The organism is Pontibacter rufus, assembly GCF_015694705.1.
Taxonomy (GTDB): domain Bacteria; phylum Bacteroidota; class Bacteroidia; order Cytophagales; family Hymenobacteraceae; genus Pontibacter; species Pontibacter rufus.
The window spans coordinates 384596-399143 of sequence record NZ_JADQDR010000003.1 but is presented as its reverse complement, the minus strand read 5'-3'; the positions used below and the strand labels follow the sequence as shown (position 1 = coordinate 399143).

At 48.6% G+C, this 14548-nt stretch carries 15 protein-coding genes; 4 read left to right on the top strand and 11 right to left on the bottom strand.

Translation table 11 applies throughout. The annotated features are described in order from the left end of the window. Positions 1-76 precede the first annotated feature (76 nt). Positions 77-1051: an isopenicillin N synthase family dioxygenase gene (locus tag I2I11_RS07925; protein ID WP_196267138.1), complete on the top strand. Its 975-nt coding sequence runs from the start codon at positions 77-79 to the stop codon at positions 1049-1051. Positions 1052-1406: 355 nt separating this feature from the next. Then, positions 1407-2576, top strand: a complete 1170-nt coding sequence (gene chrA, locus I2I11_RS07920; RefSeq protein ID WP_196267137.1) for a chromate efflux transporter — start codon at positions 1407-1409, stop codon at positions 2574-2576. 59 nt (positions 2577-2635) lie between these two features. Here chrA and I2I11_RS07915 read toward each other — a convergent pair whose 3' ends face one another. The 8 genes from I2I11_RS07915 to prmC form a co-directional block, all read right to left on the bottom strand. Next, a complete protein-coding gene (locus tag I2I11_RS07915) occupies positions 2636-2926 on the bottom strand; it encodes a type II toxin-antitoxin system RelE/ParE family toxin (protein WP_196267136.1) in 291 nt (96 codons plus the stop codon). Further along, positions 2914-3093, bottom strand: coding sequence for a hypothetical protein (locus I2I11_RS07910; RefSeq protein WP_196267135.1), 180 nt, complete (start codon positions 3091-3093; stop codon positions 2914-2916). Before I2I11_RS07910 ends, I2I11_RS07915 begins: the two co-directional genes overlap by 13 nt. 230 nt (positions 3094-3323) lie before the next feature. After that, positions 3324-3563 (bottom strand): hypothetical protein, encoded by a 240-nt coding sequence (locus I2I11_RS07905; RefSeq protein ID WP_196267134.1) that lies wholly within the window; start codon positions 3561-3563, stop codon positions 3324-3326. 120 nt (positions 3564-3683) lie between these two features. Further along, a complete protein-coding gene (locus tag I2I11_RS07900; RefSeq protein WP_196267133.1) occupies positions 3684-4307 on the bottom strand; it encodes a helix-turn-helix domain-containing protein in 624 nt (207 codons plus the stop codon). Between the two features lie 400 nt (positions 4308-4707). Continuing rightward, entirely contained in the window at positions 4708-5568 is an 861-nt protein-coding gene (gene rfbA / locus I2I11_RS07895) for a glucose-1-phosphate thymidylyltransferase RfbA (RefSeq protein ID WP_196267132.1), read from the bottom strand. Positions 5569-5648: 80 nt separating this feature from the next. Continuing rightward, positions 5649-6698 carry a dTDP-glucose 4,6-dehydratase gene (gene rfbB / locus I2I11_RS07890; protein ID WP_196267131.1) on the bottom strand — a complete coding sequence of 350 codons (1050 nt, stop codon included), beginning with the start codon at positions 6696-6698 and terminating at the stop codon, positions 5649-5651. 283 nt (positions 6699-6981) lie between these two features. Further along, positions 6982-8007: a UDP-glucose 4-epimerase GalE gene (gene galE / locus I2I11_RS07885; RefSeq protein ID WP_196267130.1), complete on the bottom strand. Its 1026-nt coding sequence runs from the start codon at positions 8005-8007 to the stop codon at positions 6982-6984. Positions 8008-8219: 212 nt separating this feature from the next. Then, positions 8220-9074: a peptide chain release factor N(5)-glutamine methyltransferase gene (gene prmC, locus I2I11_RS07880; protein WP_196267129.1), complete on the bottom strand. Its 855-nt coding sequence runs from the start codon at positions 9072-9074 to the stop codon at positions 8220-8222. Between the two features lie 294 nt (positions 9075-9368). Here prmC and ribD point away from each other — a divergent pair, with 294 nt between their 5' ends. Next, complete coding sequence (ribD, locus tag I2I11_RS07875) at positions 9369-10424, top strand: bifunctional diaminohydroxyphosphoribosylaminopyrimidine deaminase/5-amino-6-(5-phosphoribosylamino)uracil reductase RibD (protein WP_196267128.1); 1056 nt, start codon at positions 9369-9371, stop codon at positions 10422-10424. 256 nt (positions 10425-10680) lie between these two features. Further along, positions 10681-11163 carry a GAF domain-containing protein gene (locus I2I11_RS07870; RefSeq protein WP_196267127.1) on the top strand — a complete coding sequence of 161 codons (483 nt, stop codon included), beginning with the start codon at positions 10681-10683 and terminating at the stop codon, positions 11161-11163. A gap of 347 nt (positions 11164-11510) precedes the next feature. Here the strand turns inward: I2I11_RS07870 and I2I11_RS07865 are convergent, their stop codons facing one another. From I2I11_RS07865 to I2I11_RS07855, 3 genes are all read right to left on the bottom strand, one after another. Continuing rightward, positions 11511-12194: a phosphatidylserine decarboxylase family protein gene (locus tag I2I11_RS07865; RefSeq protein WP_196267126.1), complete on the bottom strand. Its 684-nt coding sequence runs from the start codon at positions 12192-12194 to the stop codon at positions 11511-11513. 123 nt (positions 12195-12317) lie between these two features. Further along, the gene (locus tag I2I11_RS07860; RefSeq protein WP_196267125.1) at positions 12318-13592 is read right to left on the bottom strand and encodes a Glu/Leu/Phe/Val family dehydrogenase; all 1275 of its coding nucleotides are present in this window, start codon (positions 13590-13592) and stop codon (positions 12318-12320) included. 94 nt (positions 13593-13686) lie between these two features. Further along, complete coding sequence (locus I2I11_RS07855; protein ID WP_196267124.1) at positions 13687-14514, bottom strand: phosphatidate cytidylyltransferase; 828 nt, start codon at positions 14512-14514, stop codon at positions 13687-13689. Positions 14515-14548 lie beyond the last annotated feature (34 nt).

Here is a 14548-nt window from a genome sequence, read left to right as displayed (position 1 = left end):
CAGCTAAGTTAGCGATTTTATTTTTACGTATATTGCCAACTACGTGCAGATTACAAAAAAACACAGCTATTACAATATGAGCGAGATTTTGTTTGAGGAGGTTCCTTCGCTGGATTTGGCAGATTTTACCTCGGGCGATGCCGAACGGCGGGCCCGTTTTGTGCAGCAACTGAGTGATGCGTATCAGAACATCGGCTTTATTGCACTGCGCAACCACGGCCTGGACGATGAGCTGACGCAAAGGCTGTATGCGGCTACCAGAAAGTTTTTTGCCTTGCCCGACGAGGTGAAGCAAAAGTATGAAGTGCCGGAACTGGCAGGCCAGCGCGGCTATGTGGGCAAGGGCAAAGAGCATGCAAAGGGCCGCAACACCGGCGACCTGAAAGAGTTTTACCACGTGGGGCAAAACGTAACCGACAACGACCCCATTAAAGATGAATATCCGGAAAATATTTTTCCTGCAGAAGTACCAGAGTTCGAAGAAGTAACCCTGGAGGCATACCGTAAACTCGAAGCAGCGGGCAAGCAAGTGCTTAAGGCAATTGCCATTAACCTGGGCCTGGACGAAAACTATTTTGATGAGAAGGTGCACAACGGCAACAGCATCCTGCGGCCCATCCACTACTTCCCTATCGAAGATCCGGATAGTGTGCCGGCTGATGCGGTGCGTGCGGCCGAGCACGGCGACATAAACCTGATTACGCTGCTGATGGGTGCCAGCGCCGACGGTCTGCAGGTACTCCGCCGCGACGGTAAATGGATTCCGATTACGGCGCTGCCCGAGCAGGTGGTGGTAAACGTGGGCGATATGCTGGCGCGCCTGACCAACAACAAGCTTAAATCTACCATCCACCGGGTGGTAAACCCGCCGCGTGAGCTGATGCATACTTCGCGTTACTCTATTCCGTTTTTTATGCACCCGCGCTCCGAAATGGACCTGACCTGCCTGGAAAGCTGCATCGACGCCCAAAACCCGAAAGCCTACCCCGACGCTACCGCAGGCGAATACCTGAACGAGCGCCTGGTAGAGCTTGGCCTGAAAAAAGCTTAATTTTCCGTATTTGGTGTTTCGAATTTGGTGTTTAGAAGCGTGGCTATTTAACTCATTTGCGATGTATAAGAGAAACCCACCCCTAACCCCTCCCAAGAGGGGAATTCTTAAAAGAGTGATCACAATTCCCCTCTTGGGAGGGGTTAGGGGTGGGTAAATACCTTTGAAGGCATCATCACGTAAGTAAATCGCAATTTAGGCTATTTACCTATAGATTCTGGAGTTATTTGCATTAAGCTGCCAGTATTAGTGGCCTGCTACAGAAAAACAATAGAGAAAGTATGATTTATTTTGCCTGCTTACCTAAAAGGGAGAGATAGCTTTTAACTGTCGCTCCCTTTTATACTTTTAAGCCATGAGCCTGCGCCATTACATCTTCCTGAAAGACGTGTTAATGCTCGCCCTCACTGCATTCGGGGGGCCGCAGGCGCATATTGCCATGATGCTGAAGCTGCTGGTGGACAAGCGCGGCTACGTAACCGAGCAGGAACTGATTGAGCTGAATGCTCTCTGCCAGATATTACCCGGCCCCACCTCCACACAAACCATCACAGCCATAGGGTATAAAATCGGCGGCCCTAACCTGGCATACCTTGCCCTGCTGGTCTGGATTCTGCCAGCCGCTACGCTTATGGCCATCGCAGGTGTAGGTATTTCTTACCTCGAGGAAAACAATATTTCGCTGCAGTTCCTGCGGTACATTCAGCCCATGGCGGTCGGGTTTGTGGCTTATGCCGCTTACATGATAAGTTCTAAGGTAGTGCATACCAAAACGGCGGTAAGCCTGCTGGTCATCTCGGCCATACTTGCTTATTTCTTTCACTCGCCCTGGGTATTCCCTGTTTTGCTACTGGCCGGTGGCGCCGTCACGGCCCTGCGTTTCCGGCAGCACCCCGAAGAGAAAGACAAAAAGCTGGACGTGCAGTGGGCTAATTTTATACTGTATGTAGCAGTGTTTGTAGCGGCGGCGCTAGTAGGAGCATTTACTTCTTCGTTACCTGTCAGGTTGTTCGAAAACTTTTACCGCAACGGCAGCCTGGTGTTTGGCGGCGGACAGGTACTCGTCCCACTGATGTATACCGAGTTTGTGGACTTTAAAAACTATCTTACAGGCGAGGAGTTTTTGTCGGGGTATGCGCTGGTGCAGGCGCTGCCGGGGCCCACATTCTCCTTCTGTACGTTTATCGGCAACCTGGCTATGCGCCGGTTCGGAATTCCGGGACAATTACTGGGCTCTTTTGTGGCCACGGTGGGCATCTTTCTGCCGGGCACGTTCCTCATTTTCTTTGTGATTCGCTTCTGGGATGAGCTGAAGAAGTATAGAGTCGTGCGTGCATCTCTGGAAGGCATCAGCGCCGTGAGTTCAGGTATGGTAACGGCCGCTGCCATCCAGTTGTATCACCCTATCGAAAACACACCACTAAATTTCGGCATTGTCGTCGCGACGTTCTGCCTGCTCATGTTCACCAAAGTTCCGGCCCCACTGCTTATACTTACAGGTTTGCTGTTAGGCTTTGTATTGTAGGAAGATAGTCTCTTTGTGAAATAACTGGTTCCTGGCTGATGTCGTTGAAAAGCTTTAATTCAAATATGTCTCAGCGGCCTGGACGAATGATGTACCGGCAGTACTTCTATCCTGTCTTCGCCTCGGATTTCATAGATGATTCTGTAATTTCCTTCTATCAATTCTCTGACCTTTTCGTCATTCTTTTCAGGCACTATTCTTCCTGCTTTTGGCATCGTCTTCAACACATTCGCTTTGTTGAAAAGTTTTAACACAATGGAAGAAGCATAGTTCTCCGAATATCTGCTGCTGTATTCAGCTATACTGGTTAAATCATCTATGGCACGTTCTGCCCATACTATTTTAACCATTTCTCCAGCTTCTGTTTGGCTTCTTCTTCAGTATAAAGCTGGCCTGCCTGTATTTGTTGTTGCCCTTCCTCAATTTTCTGCAAAACCATCAATCTTTCGATTAACTCATCTACAGAAAACTCTTCCGGCATATCTTGTATGGTCTCTAACAATTGGGTCTTCTTCATCGTTTTGTGGATTGTTTTATAACAAGATAGGGCATTTATTTTTTAATCTCCTATTTCTTGGGTACTACCAGCTATCTCGTGTATACAAACCGACAGTGTAGAAGGGTGAAGTATGCACTTTGTTAGAACATCTAACTTTTAGCTTTTCTTTTTATCAGGGTTCTGCCTGTTTTCCTCCTGCAGATAGCTTTGTAGCGCTGCTAATTGTTTGCTGGCCCGTTTGTTCCAGATTATTTGAGCCATTTAGAATTTCTTCTTTTCATTTCTTCATGAGACACCCAGGCAGATTCGTCACCAATTTCACTCTCACTGACCAACACCTCCCGTTTCTGTTCTTCAGTCAACCCCTCCCACAGGTTTCCTTCTTTATGCTCCCTCCTGCTGGAAAGAATCATGAAGATGTCTTCCAACAACTTCTCGTCGTTAGTTGTATCAATTAACTTATGAAAATCCTCTTTTATAGCTGTCATACCTAGGTTTTTTAAAATATACGAAGAAGTTCAATTTCTATTTGAATTCAGTTTTGTCTGTGTTAATGTACTGGTCATAGCCGAAGCATGACTACTATACTTTGCTGCATAGTGTAGTTTTTATCTCAGAAATGGAGTAGCCGGAATATATCTACTTTTCAAACCGCCCTGGTTTCTTTTTACATTTACTATGATTAGGCTGATATTGAATAAATAAAGCAACGCAATAAGAAGTGCCTGTATTGAGAATTTGCTAACCAGACTTGAAACGATTCTCATTACTGATATATCGAATATCAAGTATTTGCCTCCATTGAAGATAAATACTAAAGTATATAACAGAAGCACAAAGGTTATTTCAAAGCTAATCAGCTTTTTCCCTGAATCATCTACCAACTTGATTTTGTCTTTTTTTAGTATCCACATCACCAGCGGAATTATCACACCCAACAAAGGGTGGAAAAGAAACCCTAGTCCGGCCAAGTTTAATAAAACTAAATAACTTCTATCTTCGGTAGGTGCCCATTCCAGAATTTCATCCGGATTAACACTCAAGGCTTGTGTTAATTTTCTTAAAGAATCGCCATGCGGCACCGTTTCGCCATTCTCAATTCTTTGAACTGTCCGTAAGCTTAAGGTTGATTCTTCTGCTAATTGTTCCTGGGAGAAACCTTTCCTTTTTCTTAAGGCTTTAATCTTCGATGCTAAATTCTTTTTATCCATTTCATTTTCTTTAAAGTTCATGGGCAAAGATATTTTACAGTTCTTTTAGTTCTTGTGTCACTCTCACGTCATGTTTATGACATTTGTGCCGAAATTTTTTATGCTATACAACTCATATATAAATTGGGCGAAGTACCTATATAAAAATAACTTAAAGTACTAGCAGATGCTGTCATTCCCGGAGAATCTTGTTGGCGGGCGTCAGTAAGGATTATTAAGCCGATATAAAATTCGCTAACAATATCCTTGCAGGATGACAAAATAGGTTAATTCTGCACAGATACTTATTCCATTTACTTACCTAATATAACAGATAAATGGAATATTTCTCCAGCTTATTGTTATATGTGTAGAAGTGATTTATTGTAAAACAAAAAAGGCTGCCCCAAACAGAACAGCCTCTTCTCCATATTACAAATCTCTACTTCAATATACTTAATAAATACTCGCCGTAGCCGCTTTTGCGCAGCGGTTCGGCTACACGTTGTAGCTGTGCTGCATCGATATAGCCCATGCGGTACGCCACTTCCTCTATGGCACCAATCTTTAGTCCCTGGCGCTCCTCAATTACCTGCACAAACGTGGCAGCCTGCATCAGCGACTGGATGGTGCCAGTATCGAGCCAGGCGGTACCACGGTTCATGATGCTTACTTTTAGTTTGCCGCTCTGCAGATAGGCTTTGTTTACATCCGTAATTTCATACTCGCCACGCGGGCTTGGCTGCAGGCTTTTAGCAATGGCTACCACGTCGTTGTCGTAGAAGTAGAGGCCCGGCACCGCGTAGTTTGATTTGGGCTGTGCGGGTTTTTCCTCAATCGAAATGGCCTTGTTGTTTCCGTCGAACTCCACCACACCGTAGCGCTCGGGGTCGTTTACGTGATAGGCGTATACCACACCGCCGTCCGGGTTGTTGTTGGCCTGCAGCAGTTCGCTCATACCTGAGCCATAAAAAATATTATCGCCCAGTATAAGCGCCGCTTTGTCGCTGCCAATAAATTCTTCGCCAATCACAAAGGCCTGTGCCAGTCCGTTGGGTACTTGCTGCACGGCATAGCTGAAGTTGCAGCCAATCTGGCTGCCATCGCCCAGCAGGCGCTCAAACATCGGCAGGTCATGCGGCGTGGAGATAACCAGAATATCCCGAATACCGGACAGCATCAGCGTTGACAGCGGGTAATAAATCATCGGCTTGTCGTACACCGGCATCATTTGCTTGCTCACAGCCAGTGTAAGCGGGTGCAAACGGGTGCCGGAGCCGCCGGCAAGTATAATTCCTTTCATTGTCGTTGATCGTTTTTCGTTGTTCGTTCCCCGCCCGGCAATTCCTCCCCGAACAACCCGTAGTTCATAACTGCCGCTTTTCAGCGGCTAACGTATTGCTGCTCGTAATAGCTTTGGTAATTGCCGGATGTAACGTTCTCCAGCCATTCGGTGTTTTGCAGGTACCAGTCTACCGTTTTGCTCAGGCCTTCCTCAAATGTAACAGATGGTTCCCAGCCCAGCTCATTCATCAGTTTGGATGAGTCTATCGCATACCTTAAATCATGGCCGGCACGGTCTTTCACAAAGGTGATGAGCTGGCGTGAGCGCCCCTGCGGACGTCCCAGTTTTTCATCCATCAGGTCGCAGAGCAGCTCAATCAGCTCTAGGTTCTTCCACTCGTTTACGCCGCCGATGTTGTAGGTTTCGCCCACTTTGCCTTCGTGGAAGATAACGTCGATGGCGCGGGCATGGTCGGGCACGTAAAGCCAGTCGCGCACGTTTTCGCCTTTGCCATACACCGGCACCGGCTTTTCATTTCTGATGTTGTTAATAGCCAGTGGAATCAGTTTCTCCGGGAAGTGGTTCGGCCCATAGTTGTTGGAGCAGTTCGATATTTTGACCGGTAAGCCATAAGTGTGATACCAGGCACGCACAAAATGATCGGAACTTGCTTTAGAAGCCGAATAAGGTGAGCGCGGATCGTATGCTGTCTCCTCAGTGAACATACCTTCTGCACCCAAAGAGCCATACACCTCGTCGGTAGAAACATGGTAAAACAGGTGGTCTTGTAAATTGCTGGCCCAGTGGCGGCGTGCAGTATTCAATAGGTTTACCGTACCGATCACATTGGTATACACAAAGGCAAGCGGGTCTGAAATCGAGCGATCCACGTGCGACTCTGCTGCCAGGTGAATAACGGCATCAAAATTATACTTACTGAAAGTCTCATCCAGGTAAGCCGCGTCCACAATGTCGCCCTTCAGGAAAGTATAGTTTTCCCGATCCGCCACATCTGCCAGGTTTGCCAGATTACCGGCATAGGTGAGCTTGTCGAGGTTGAAGATCTGGTAACTTGGGTACTTGTTCACAAACAAGCGCACCACATGCGAGCCAATGAACCCGGCACCCCCCGTAATTAATATTTTCATGCTATAGTATAAATTTCATGCTGTAAAAAGGCACAAGTGTCAGGATGATAGACACAAGACTCTTTAAGTATAGCGCCTTATTTATGATTTTGAATCATTAAAGTATAAAGTTCTCCTTTGTTGATTGCTTCTCTGCTGGTGCGAGCTTGCAGCTCGTACCTTTACATCTACAGGAAAAAGTACGAGCTACAAGCTCGCACCAGCAAAACGGAAGACTTTACTGTAATAACCTCAAGTTGGTACAATCCAAATTTTAACTGCTGATTCAAATAAACTGCTTCCGTTAGCGCTTTTCCAGAGACATTTGCCAGTCCCAGGCGCTTTTCATGGCTTCTTCGAGGGTGCTGGTGGTTTTAAAACCCAGTTCCTGCGTAGCTTTGGTTACATCCGCATAAATTTTAGGCACATCGCCGGCGCGGCGCTCCCCGATTTTATAGTTCAGTTTCTGGCCGGTGGCGCGCTCAAAAGCATGTACTGCCTCCAGCACCGTGTTGCCCCTGCCGGTGCCCACGTTAAAGAACTCTAAATCCGGCACCTTGTTTTGCAGCAGCCTTTCCACAGCTACCACGTGCGCTTTGGCCAAATCCACCACATGCACATAATCGCGCACGTTGGTACCATCCGGCGTGTCGTAATCGTTGCCGAAAATGGTCAGTTCCTTACGGATGCCCGCAGCCGTTTGCGTAATGAAAGGTACCAGGTTGCTTGGTATGCCCAATGGCAGCTCCCCGATTTTAGCAGATGGGTGCGCGCCGATAGGATTAAAGTAACGCAGCGCAATGCTCTTCATGCTGCTGCCGCTGTTGGCCAGATCCGTGAGAATCTCCTCACATATTTTCTTGGTATTGCCGTAAGGCGAGTTGGCCTTCTGCACCGGCGTCTGCTCGGTTACGGGTAACTTTTCAGGTATGCCGTATACCGTGCAGGAGGAGGAAAACACTAAGTTAAAAACCTTGAATTCCTGCATCACCTGCAGCAATGTTACCAGCGAGCCTACGTTGTTGTGATAGTATTTTAATGGTTCCGACACCGATTCACCCACTGCTTTGTAGGCTGCAAAATGAATCACACCGGCAATGTTCTGCTCCTGCTCAAACACCTTCCGCAGCGCAGCAGCATCCGTGCAGTCTACGCGGTGGCACGGCACCTCGCGGCCAAGTATAGCGGCAATGCCCTGCAGGGCGCTTTCCTCGGAATTCGAGAAGTTATCTACAATTACAGGTTCGTATCCTGCCTGCACTAATTCCACAACCGTGTGGGAGCCGATATAGCCCGCACCGCCGGTAACCAATATTTTTTCGTTTGCCAATGTTCTGTAAGTTAATTCCTTCTTAATTTATTTGATTTTTTAGACACGCATCAAGTATAATATACTTGATACTGACTTATCTTCCTCTTTAAAGCATATTCCTGTAGCTTATACCTCCGTGTCCGGAAAGCTGCTTTATCTAGCTGCACCACAAAGTTAAATGTTTGTATCAGACGTGCAACTTGCTTTTATTCAATTGCTTTTGCTGCTTACTACCTGGTGGCGCGTACAATGCGGTCTTTCCCGGACAGATCCTGTACCACTGTCGCCTCCGCAAACCCGGCTTGCAGCAGCAGTGCCTGTACCTGCCCGCCGTAGCGCTCGTTTATTTCGAAGTATAATTTACCACCTTCCTTTAAAAGCTGCAGGCCTGCTTCGGTTATTCTTTTGTAATATTTAAGCCCATCCGTATCGGGCACAAAAAGCGCCAGGTGTGGCTCATAAGCCAACACGTTAGGGCGCATCAGTTGCTTTTCTTCTTCCAGCACATACGGCGGATTGCTGGTAATGATGTCCAGCGAACCTGGTTTTATACGTTGCACCGGCTCAAAAATATTCTGCTGCAGCCATGTTACCGAGAGTTTATACTTGGCCGCGTTAGCCCTTGCCACCTCCAGCGCTCCTTCCGATATCTCTAGCCCGTACACGTCAGCATCTTCCAGATTGGCCGCCAGTGCCAGCGGAATACAGCCGCTTCCGGTACAAATGTCCAGCACCCGCAATCCTGATTGCCCTTTGTGTTCTTTCAGCGCCAGGTCCACCAGTTCCTCCGTCTCCGGCCTTGGTATAAGCACACGCGCATCTACGAGCAAATCCAGCCCGTAAAAATGCGCCTCCCCTAGTACATATTGCACAGGCTCCTGCTGCTGCAGCCGTTTTACTGCCTGTCGCACCTGTATTTCCTGCTCCGCTGTTACCGGCTCCTGCCAACCCAAGCGCAGTTGCATACGTGATTTTTGCAGCACATGCTCCAGCACCAGTTGCGCCACCGCGCCGTCTTCCGGCGCCGGGTATGCCTCACTTATACTCTGGCGGATGTACTGCTGCATTTCCTGCACGGTGGCCATAGCTATACTTTCGGTTGGATTTTAGATATCTTTGCAAAAGTAGCTTTTTGCGTTACGAGTTCCGAATGCTGCGTTACGAGTTGTTTATCTGCAGTCAGGCAAAGATAAAGCGGCAATTTATACATTTTGTCATCCTGTAAGGATCTTGTGGGTTGCCTAACAATCACTCACAAGATCCTTACAGGATGACAAAAAAACAGCCCATACTATTCTTCCTGGGAAAAGAGATTAATGACTTGATTCTATCTTAGAACTTTCTAACTCTCTAACTTTCTAAATCTTTAACTCCCGAACATGGCTGACGAACTATACATGCGGCGTGCGCTGGAACTGGCAAGGCTGGGCAGTGGCTATACCAGTCCTAACCCGATGGTGGGCTGCGTGGTGGTACACGATGGCCGAATCATTGGCGAAGGTTGGCACTGGCAGTATGGCGGCCCCCATGCCGAGGTAAATGCCATTGCTTCTGTAGAAAATAAAAGCTTGCTGCCCCAAAGCCGGGTATACGTTACGCTGGAGCCTTGTTCGCACTTTGGCAAAACACCGCCCTGTGCCGATTTACTCATCAGCAGCGGCGTGCGCGATGTGGTTATCTGCAACACCGATCCAAACCCGCTGGTGGCAGGGCGCGGCATCAAAAAGCTGCAGGAGGCAGGCGCGCAGGTAAAAGTGGGCGTGCTGGAGCAGGAAGGCCTGGAACTGAACAAGCGCTTCTTTACTTTCCATACTTTAAAGCGGCCCTTTATACTTTTGAAGTGGGCCGAAACGGCGGATGGCTTTGTGGCTGCTGACAACTATAAGCCGGTACAGATTAGCGGAAGCCTGGCGCAGCGGCTCGTACACAAGTATCGCGCCGAAGAGCAGGCCATTCTGGTGGGTACCCGCACGGCCCTGGCTGATAACCCGCGCCTGAACACACGCCTGTGGAGCGGCAGAAACCCGTTGCGCCTCGTTATCGACAGGCAGTTGCAACTCCCTCCACATCTGCACCTGTTCGACCAAAGCCAGCCAACGGTGGTGTATACTTACAAAAAGCCAGTCGATCGGGAGAACTTATACTTTGTGCAGCTACACGAAAACGAGCCGCTGCTGCCGCAATTGATGCAGGATCTGCACCGGCGGCAGGTGCTGTCGGTACTGGTTGAAGGCGGTACTTTTTTGCTGGAAAGCCTGCTGCAGGCTGGCCTTTGGGACGAAGCCATACTACTTAAGAGCAAGTATAAGATGCTTGGCAGCGGCATTAAAGCGCCCACGATAGCAGGCGGGCAGCTTCTGGGCATACACGATTTGAACACCGACTGGCTGCAACATTATCGTAAATTGTCTGTTGCTCTGGCGAGCGAAGCATAAATTAAGTAAAGCAGCAGAAGTAAACGTTCATTGCTATACTTTAAGTTTAAAGCCTTGAGCAGGCTTTTCGCCTCGCTGGCGAGGCCCGGGGTAGGGCCCCTCGATAAAGAGATAAACCACCCCGCCTGCGGCACCCCTCCTTGAAAAAGGAGGGGAGTGCAAAAGAAGATTGCTTTTATTCTGTTGATTTATCTAACACATCAGCACATTAAACAATTAGCACTTTATCCAAACTCAGTTATTCAAAATTAAACTCATGGCCGAATCGCTTATTATAGATGTAAACCTCAGCAAAGGGGAGAAGTATAAAGCCCTGCTTCCGCAAATCGAAGCGCTGGTTACCGGTGAAACCGATCTGATTGCTAACCTCTCGAACCTGGTAGCTGCCCTGAAACAAGGGATGGGCTTCTTCTGGGTGGGCGTATACTTCAGCAAGGAGGGGCAATTGGTGCTGGGGCCTTTTCAGGGGCCGGTGGCCTGCACGCGCATTCCGTACCACAAAGGCGTGTGCGGCGCCTGCTATACCCGACAGGAAACCATACTGGTACCCGATGTAGACGCCTTTCCGGGGCACATCGCCTGCGCCAGCGAATCCAAATCTGAAATCGTGGTGCCTGTTATCAAAAACCGAGAAGTAAAACTGGTACTGGATGTGGACAGCGATCAGCTTAACGATTTCGACGAAACAGACCAGCTATACCTGGAGCAACTGATGCAGTTGGTAGCAAGCTGGTACTAGGGTAAGATAGTAGATGTTGGATTTTAGACACTAGACTTTATCCTGTATTGAAGTCATCATCTGCCAGCTTTCTGCTAATTCCCGCTGCCGCAAGTTTTCAACTTGTGGCTATACTTGAGGCAAGCTTTCAGCTTGCATAAACTACTCTTTAGCAGTTATACTTTCGCCAGTTAAAAGCTGACTTCATTTAAACCACAAGTTGAAAACTTGCGGTAGGTAAACAAAAGGCCGCTGCAAGTATAAACTGCAGCGGCCTTTTGTGTGCTTTAAGTCTTCAGCTTTGAAGTAGCAATATTTTCACACAAAAAGTCTAACGTCTAAAATCCAGCGTCTAATGTCTTATTGTTTTACCCGAACAACGTAGGTGGGGCTGTCTTGAGCTGGGCAATTACGGTTTGACCGCCTTTTGTTTTCTGGCCTAGTTGCACCTTAATGTCGGTGTCAAGCGGCACAAATACGTCTACTCGGGAGCCAAACTTGATAAAGCCGAACTCCTCGCCCTGGCTCACCTCGTCACCCTCGCTTACGTACCACACAATGCGCCGTGCCATGGCCCCGGCAATCTGCCGGAAAAGCACTTCGGGCCCGGCTGTAGACTCTACCACGACGGAGGTGCGCTCGTTCTGCGTGCTCGATTTGGGGTGCCAGGCTACAAAGTAGTTTCCCGGATGGTACTTGAAATAAGTAACAATGCCTGAAATGGGGTTGCGCGTCACGTGCACGTTTATCGGCGACATGAAAATGGAGATTTGCTTGCGCTTGTCTTTAAAGTATTCTGTTTCCTCTACTTCCTCAATCACCACCACTTTGCCGTCGGCCGGAGCTACCAGCAGGTCTTCGTGCAAAAGTAAATTCCGGTAAGGACTCCTGAAAAACTGCAGAATCAGCAGGAAAAGTATCGCAGAAACAGCTGAGAAAATTTTATTAAAGGTATTATTTACCGCGTTGAAATTGTAGAGCAACAGATTGAGCACTATCAAAATCAGCAACGTAAAAAATAGAATCTTTCTTCCTTCTTTATGAATCTTCATCAGTCTTTTTGATTGGCCGCAGGTACTAATGTAACTTATAATAGCCCATCCGGTTACACAGATGGGCTATTATCCTGCTCCAAAAGTATAGAAACTTTTGCTTACTCTTATAAAAAATGTTGATTAGAAGCCTCCACGGTACTTATAAGTCATCGCTACTTTGTCGATAGCCACGATGTAGGCGGCAATGCGCATGGGTACTTCATACTTCTGCGAAGCGGCATACACCCGCTCAAAAGCTTCTTTCATGTAGCGTTCCGCACGGTCGTTTACGCGCTGCAGGGTCCATTTAAAGCCCATGCGGTTCTGCACCCACTCAAAGTATGACACGGTAACGCCACCCGAATTTGCCAGAATATCCGGCACCACCATAATGCCTTTTTCGTTGATGATGTTGTCGGCTTTATAAGAAGTCGGGCCGTTAGCGCCTTCCACGATCAGCCTTGCCTGTATTTTATCTACGTTGTGGATGGTGATAACATCTTCCACAGCGGCCGGCACCAACACATCTACATTGGCTGTCAGCAGGTCGTCGCTGTCCATCATCTCCGCACCCTGAAACCCCTGCAGGCGGCCGTTGTTATTGTTTTTATACCGGATAGCCTCTTCAATGTCGATGCCGTTGTCGTTCCAGTAAGCGCCGCTAACATCGCTCACGCCCAGGATCTTTACGCCACGCTCGGCCATCAGTTTGGCTGCCCAAGCGCCCACATTGCCAAATCCCTGCACTACTGCTGTCGATTTAGACGGGTCCATGCCCAGTTTGTCCATAGCAGCCAGCGCCGATACCATCACACCCCGGCCAGTTGCTTCTACGCGGCCCAGCGAGCCGCCCAGCACCAGCGGCTTGCCTGTTACTACGGCATGTACCGTAGAGCCCTTGGTTTTAGAATATTCGTCCATCAGCCAGGCCATTTCGCGCGGGCCGGTGCCCATGTCCGGGGCCGGTATATCCTGGTCCGGGCCGAAGATATCCACCAAAGAAGAAGTATAAGCCCTGGTTAAACGCTCAATTTCGCCCGAAGACATTGAATACGGGTCACAGATAATTCCGCCTTTGGCGCCGCCGTAGGGGATATCCACTACAGCACATTTCCAGGTCATCCAGGCAGCCAGCGCCTTTACCTCATCCAGAAACACATCCGGCGCATAGCGGATACCGCCTTTTGAAGGGCCCAGAATGGTAGAGTGAATCACGCGATAGCCTTCAAACACACGCACTTTGCCATCATCCATTGTAACGGGCACATTCACAATTACCTGACGGGTAGGGGACTTGAGCACATTGTACGTTTCCTCGTCCAGCCCCAGCACTTCGGCGGCAATATTGAAGCGCGACATCATCGATTCGAAAGGATTTTCCCTGTCCTTTATCGGCGCAGGCTCTTTGTATAACATCTCTTGCTATATAATAATTAGAAGTGAGTAATTAATCAGGCGGCAAAGTTGGGCATTATACTTGCAACCTCCTAAAAGCGGCAGACAAAAGTTTTTAGAATATTTTCAGGAAAGCGACAATGAAAGGAATAGCCATCAGCAGGCTGTCGAAGCGGTCGAGAATGCCGCCGTGGCCGGGCAGCAGCGTACCCGAGTCCTTCACGCCCAGGCTGCGTTTCAGCAGCGATTCAGTTAAGTCGCCCAGCACGCCGAAGACAGCCACCAACAGCGCGATGCCTATCCACTGGTATAAAGCCAGATCCGTAAAAAACAGCGACAGCACATAGCCCACCGCCATAGCCAGCAAGGTGCCGCCCGCCCATCCTTCCCAGGTTTTGCCCGGCGAGATGCGCTCAAACAGTTTGTGTTTACCAAAGCTTTTGCCGAAAATATACCCACCAATATCCGATGCCCAGATAAGCAGCATAACGCCAAGTATAGGTTGCCAGTCGTAGGTGCCTTTTAGAAAGCCCAGCAGGTGCAGCAACCCGAACGGACCCGCCACATAAACCACCCCCATCCAGGTGAAAGCAATGTTGGTAAAAGGCTGCGGTTGTTTGCGGTAGAGTTCCAGAATAAAAGCCAGGAAAAGCACCGGCAGCGACAGGTAAAGCAGTTCGCCCGGCATCAGGTCTTTTTCAATCAGGAAAACAGACACAAAGAAAAGAGCTCCCAGCCCCAGTCCCAGCCCACGGTTTGGCCTGATGCCCTGCACCCGCACCAGCCTGTAAAATTCGGCAATGCCCAGCAGGGTGAGCCCCAGGAACAGCAGAAAATACGTCCACTCGTTAAACCAAATCCCCCCTATAAAAACGGCGGCACCCAATACGCCGATAATGGTTCGCTGCTGTAAGTTGCTGAAGGTGGAGATGTGTTTGCTCATGTAAAGGGTTGTGTTTCCGGACGGTATTTAAGAG

Bases quoted from the DNA above. Each gene is read 5' to 3' on its own strand.
- I2I11_RS07925 (WP_196267138.1), top strand. From the start codon at position 77: ATGAGCGAGATTTTGTTTGAGGAGGTTCCTTCGCTGGATTTGGCAGAT.
- chrA (WP_196267137.1), top strand. From the start codon at position 1,407: ATGAGCCTGCGCCATTACATCTTCCTGAAAGACGTGTTAATGCTCGCC.
- I2I11_RS07915 (WP_196267136.1), bottom strand. From the start codon at position 2,926: ATGGTTAAAATAGTATGGGCAGAACGTGCCATAGATGATTTAACCAGT.
- I2I11_RS07910 (WP_196267135.1), bottom strand. From the start codon at position 3,093: ATGAAGAAGACCCAATTGTTAGAGACCATACAAGATATGCCGGAAGAG.
- I2I11_RS07905 (WP_196267134.1), bottom strand. From the start codon at position 3,563: ATGACAGCTATAAAAGAGGATTTTCATAAGTTAATTGATACAACTAAC.
- I2I11_RS07900 (WP_196267133.1), bottom strand. From the start codon at position 4,307: ATGAACTTTAAAGAAAATGAAATGGATAAAAAGAATTTAGCATCGAAG.
- rfbA (WP_196267132.1), bottom strand. From the start codon at position 5,568: ATGAAAGGAATTATACTTGCCGGCGGCTCCGGCACCCGTTTGCACCCG.
- rfbB (WP_196267131.1), bottom strand. From the start codon at position 6,698: ATGAAAATATTAATTACGGGGGGTGCCGGGTTCATTGGCTCGCATGTG.
- prmC (WP_196267129.1), bottom strand. From the start codon at position 9,074: ATGGCCACCGTGCAGGAAATGCAGCAGTACATCCGCCAGAGTATAAGT.
- ribD (WP_196267128.1), top strand. From the start codon at position 9,369: ATGGCTGACGAACTATACATGCGGCGTGCGCTGGAACTGGCAAGGCTG.
- I2I11_RS07870 (WP_196267127.1), top strand. From the start codon at position 10,681: ATGGCCGAATCGCTTATTATAGATGTAAACCTCAGCAAAGGGGAGAAG.
- I2I11_RS07865 (WP_196267126.1), bottom strand. From the start codon at position 12,194: ATGAAGATTCATAAAGAAGGAAGAAAGATTCTATTTTTTACGTTGCTG.
- I2I11_RS07860 (WP_196267125.1), bottom strand. From the start codon at position 13,592: ATGTTATACAAAGAGCCTGCGCCGATAAAGGACAGGGAAAATCCTTTC.
- I2I11_RS07855 (WP_196267124.1), bottom strand. From the start codon at position 14,514: ATGAGCAAACACATCTCCACCTTCAGCAACTTACAGCAGCGAACCATT.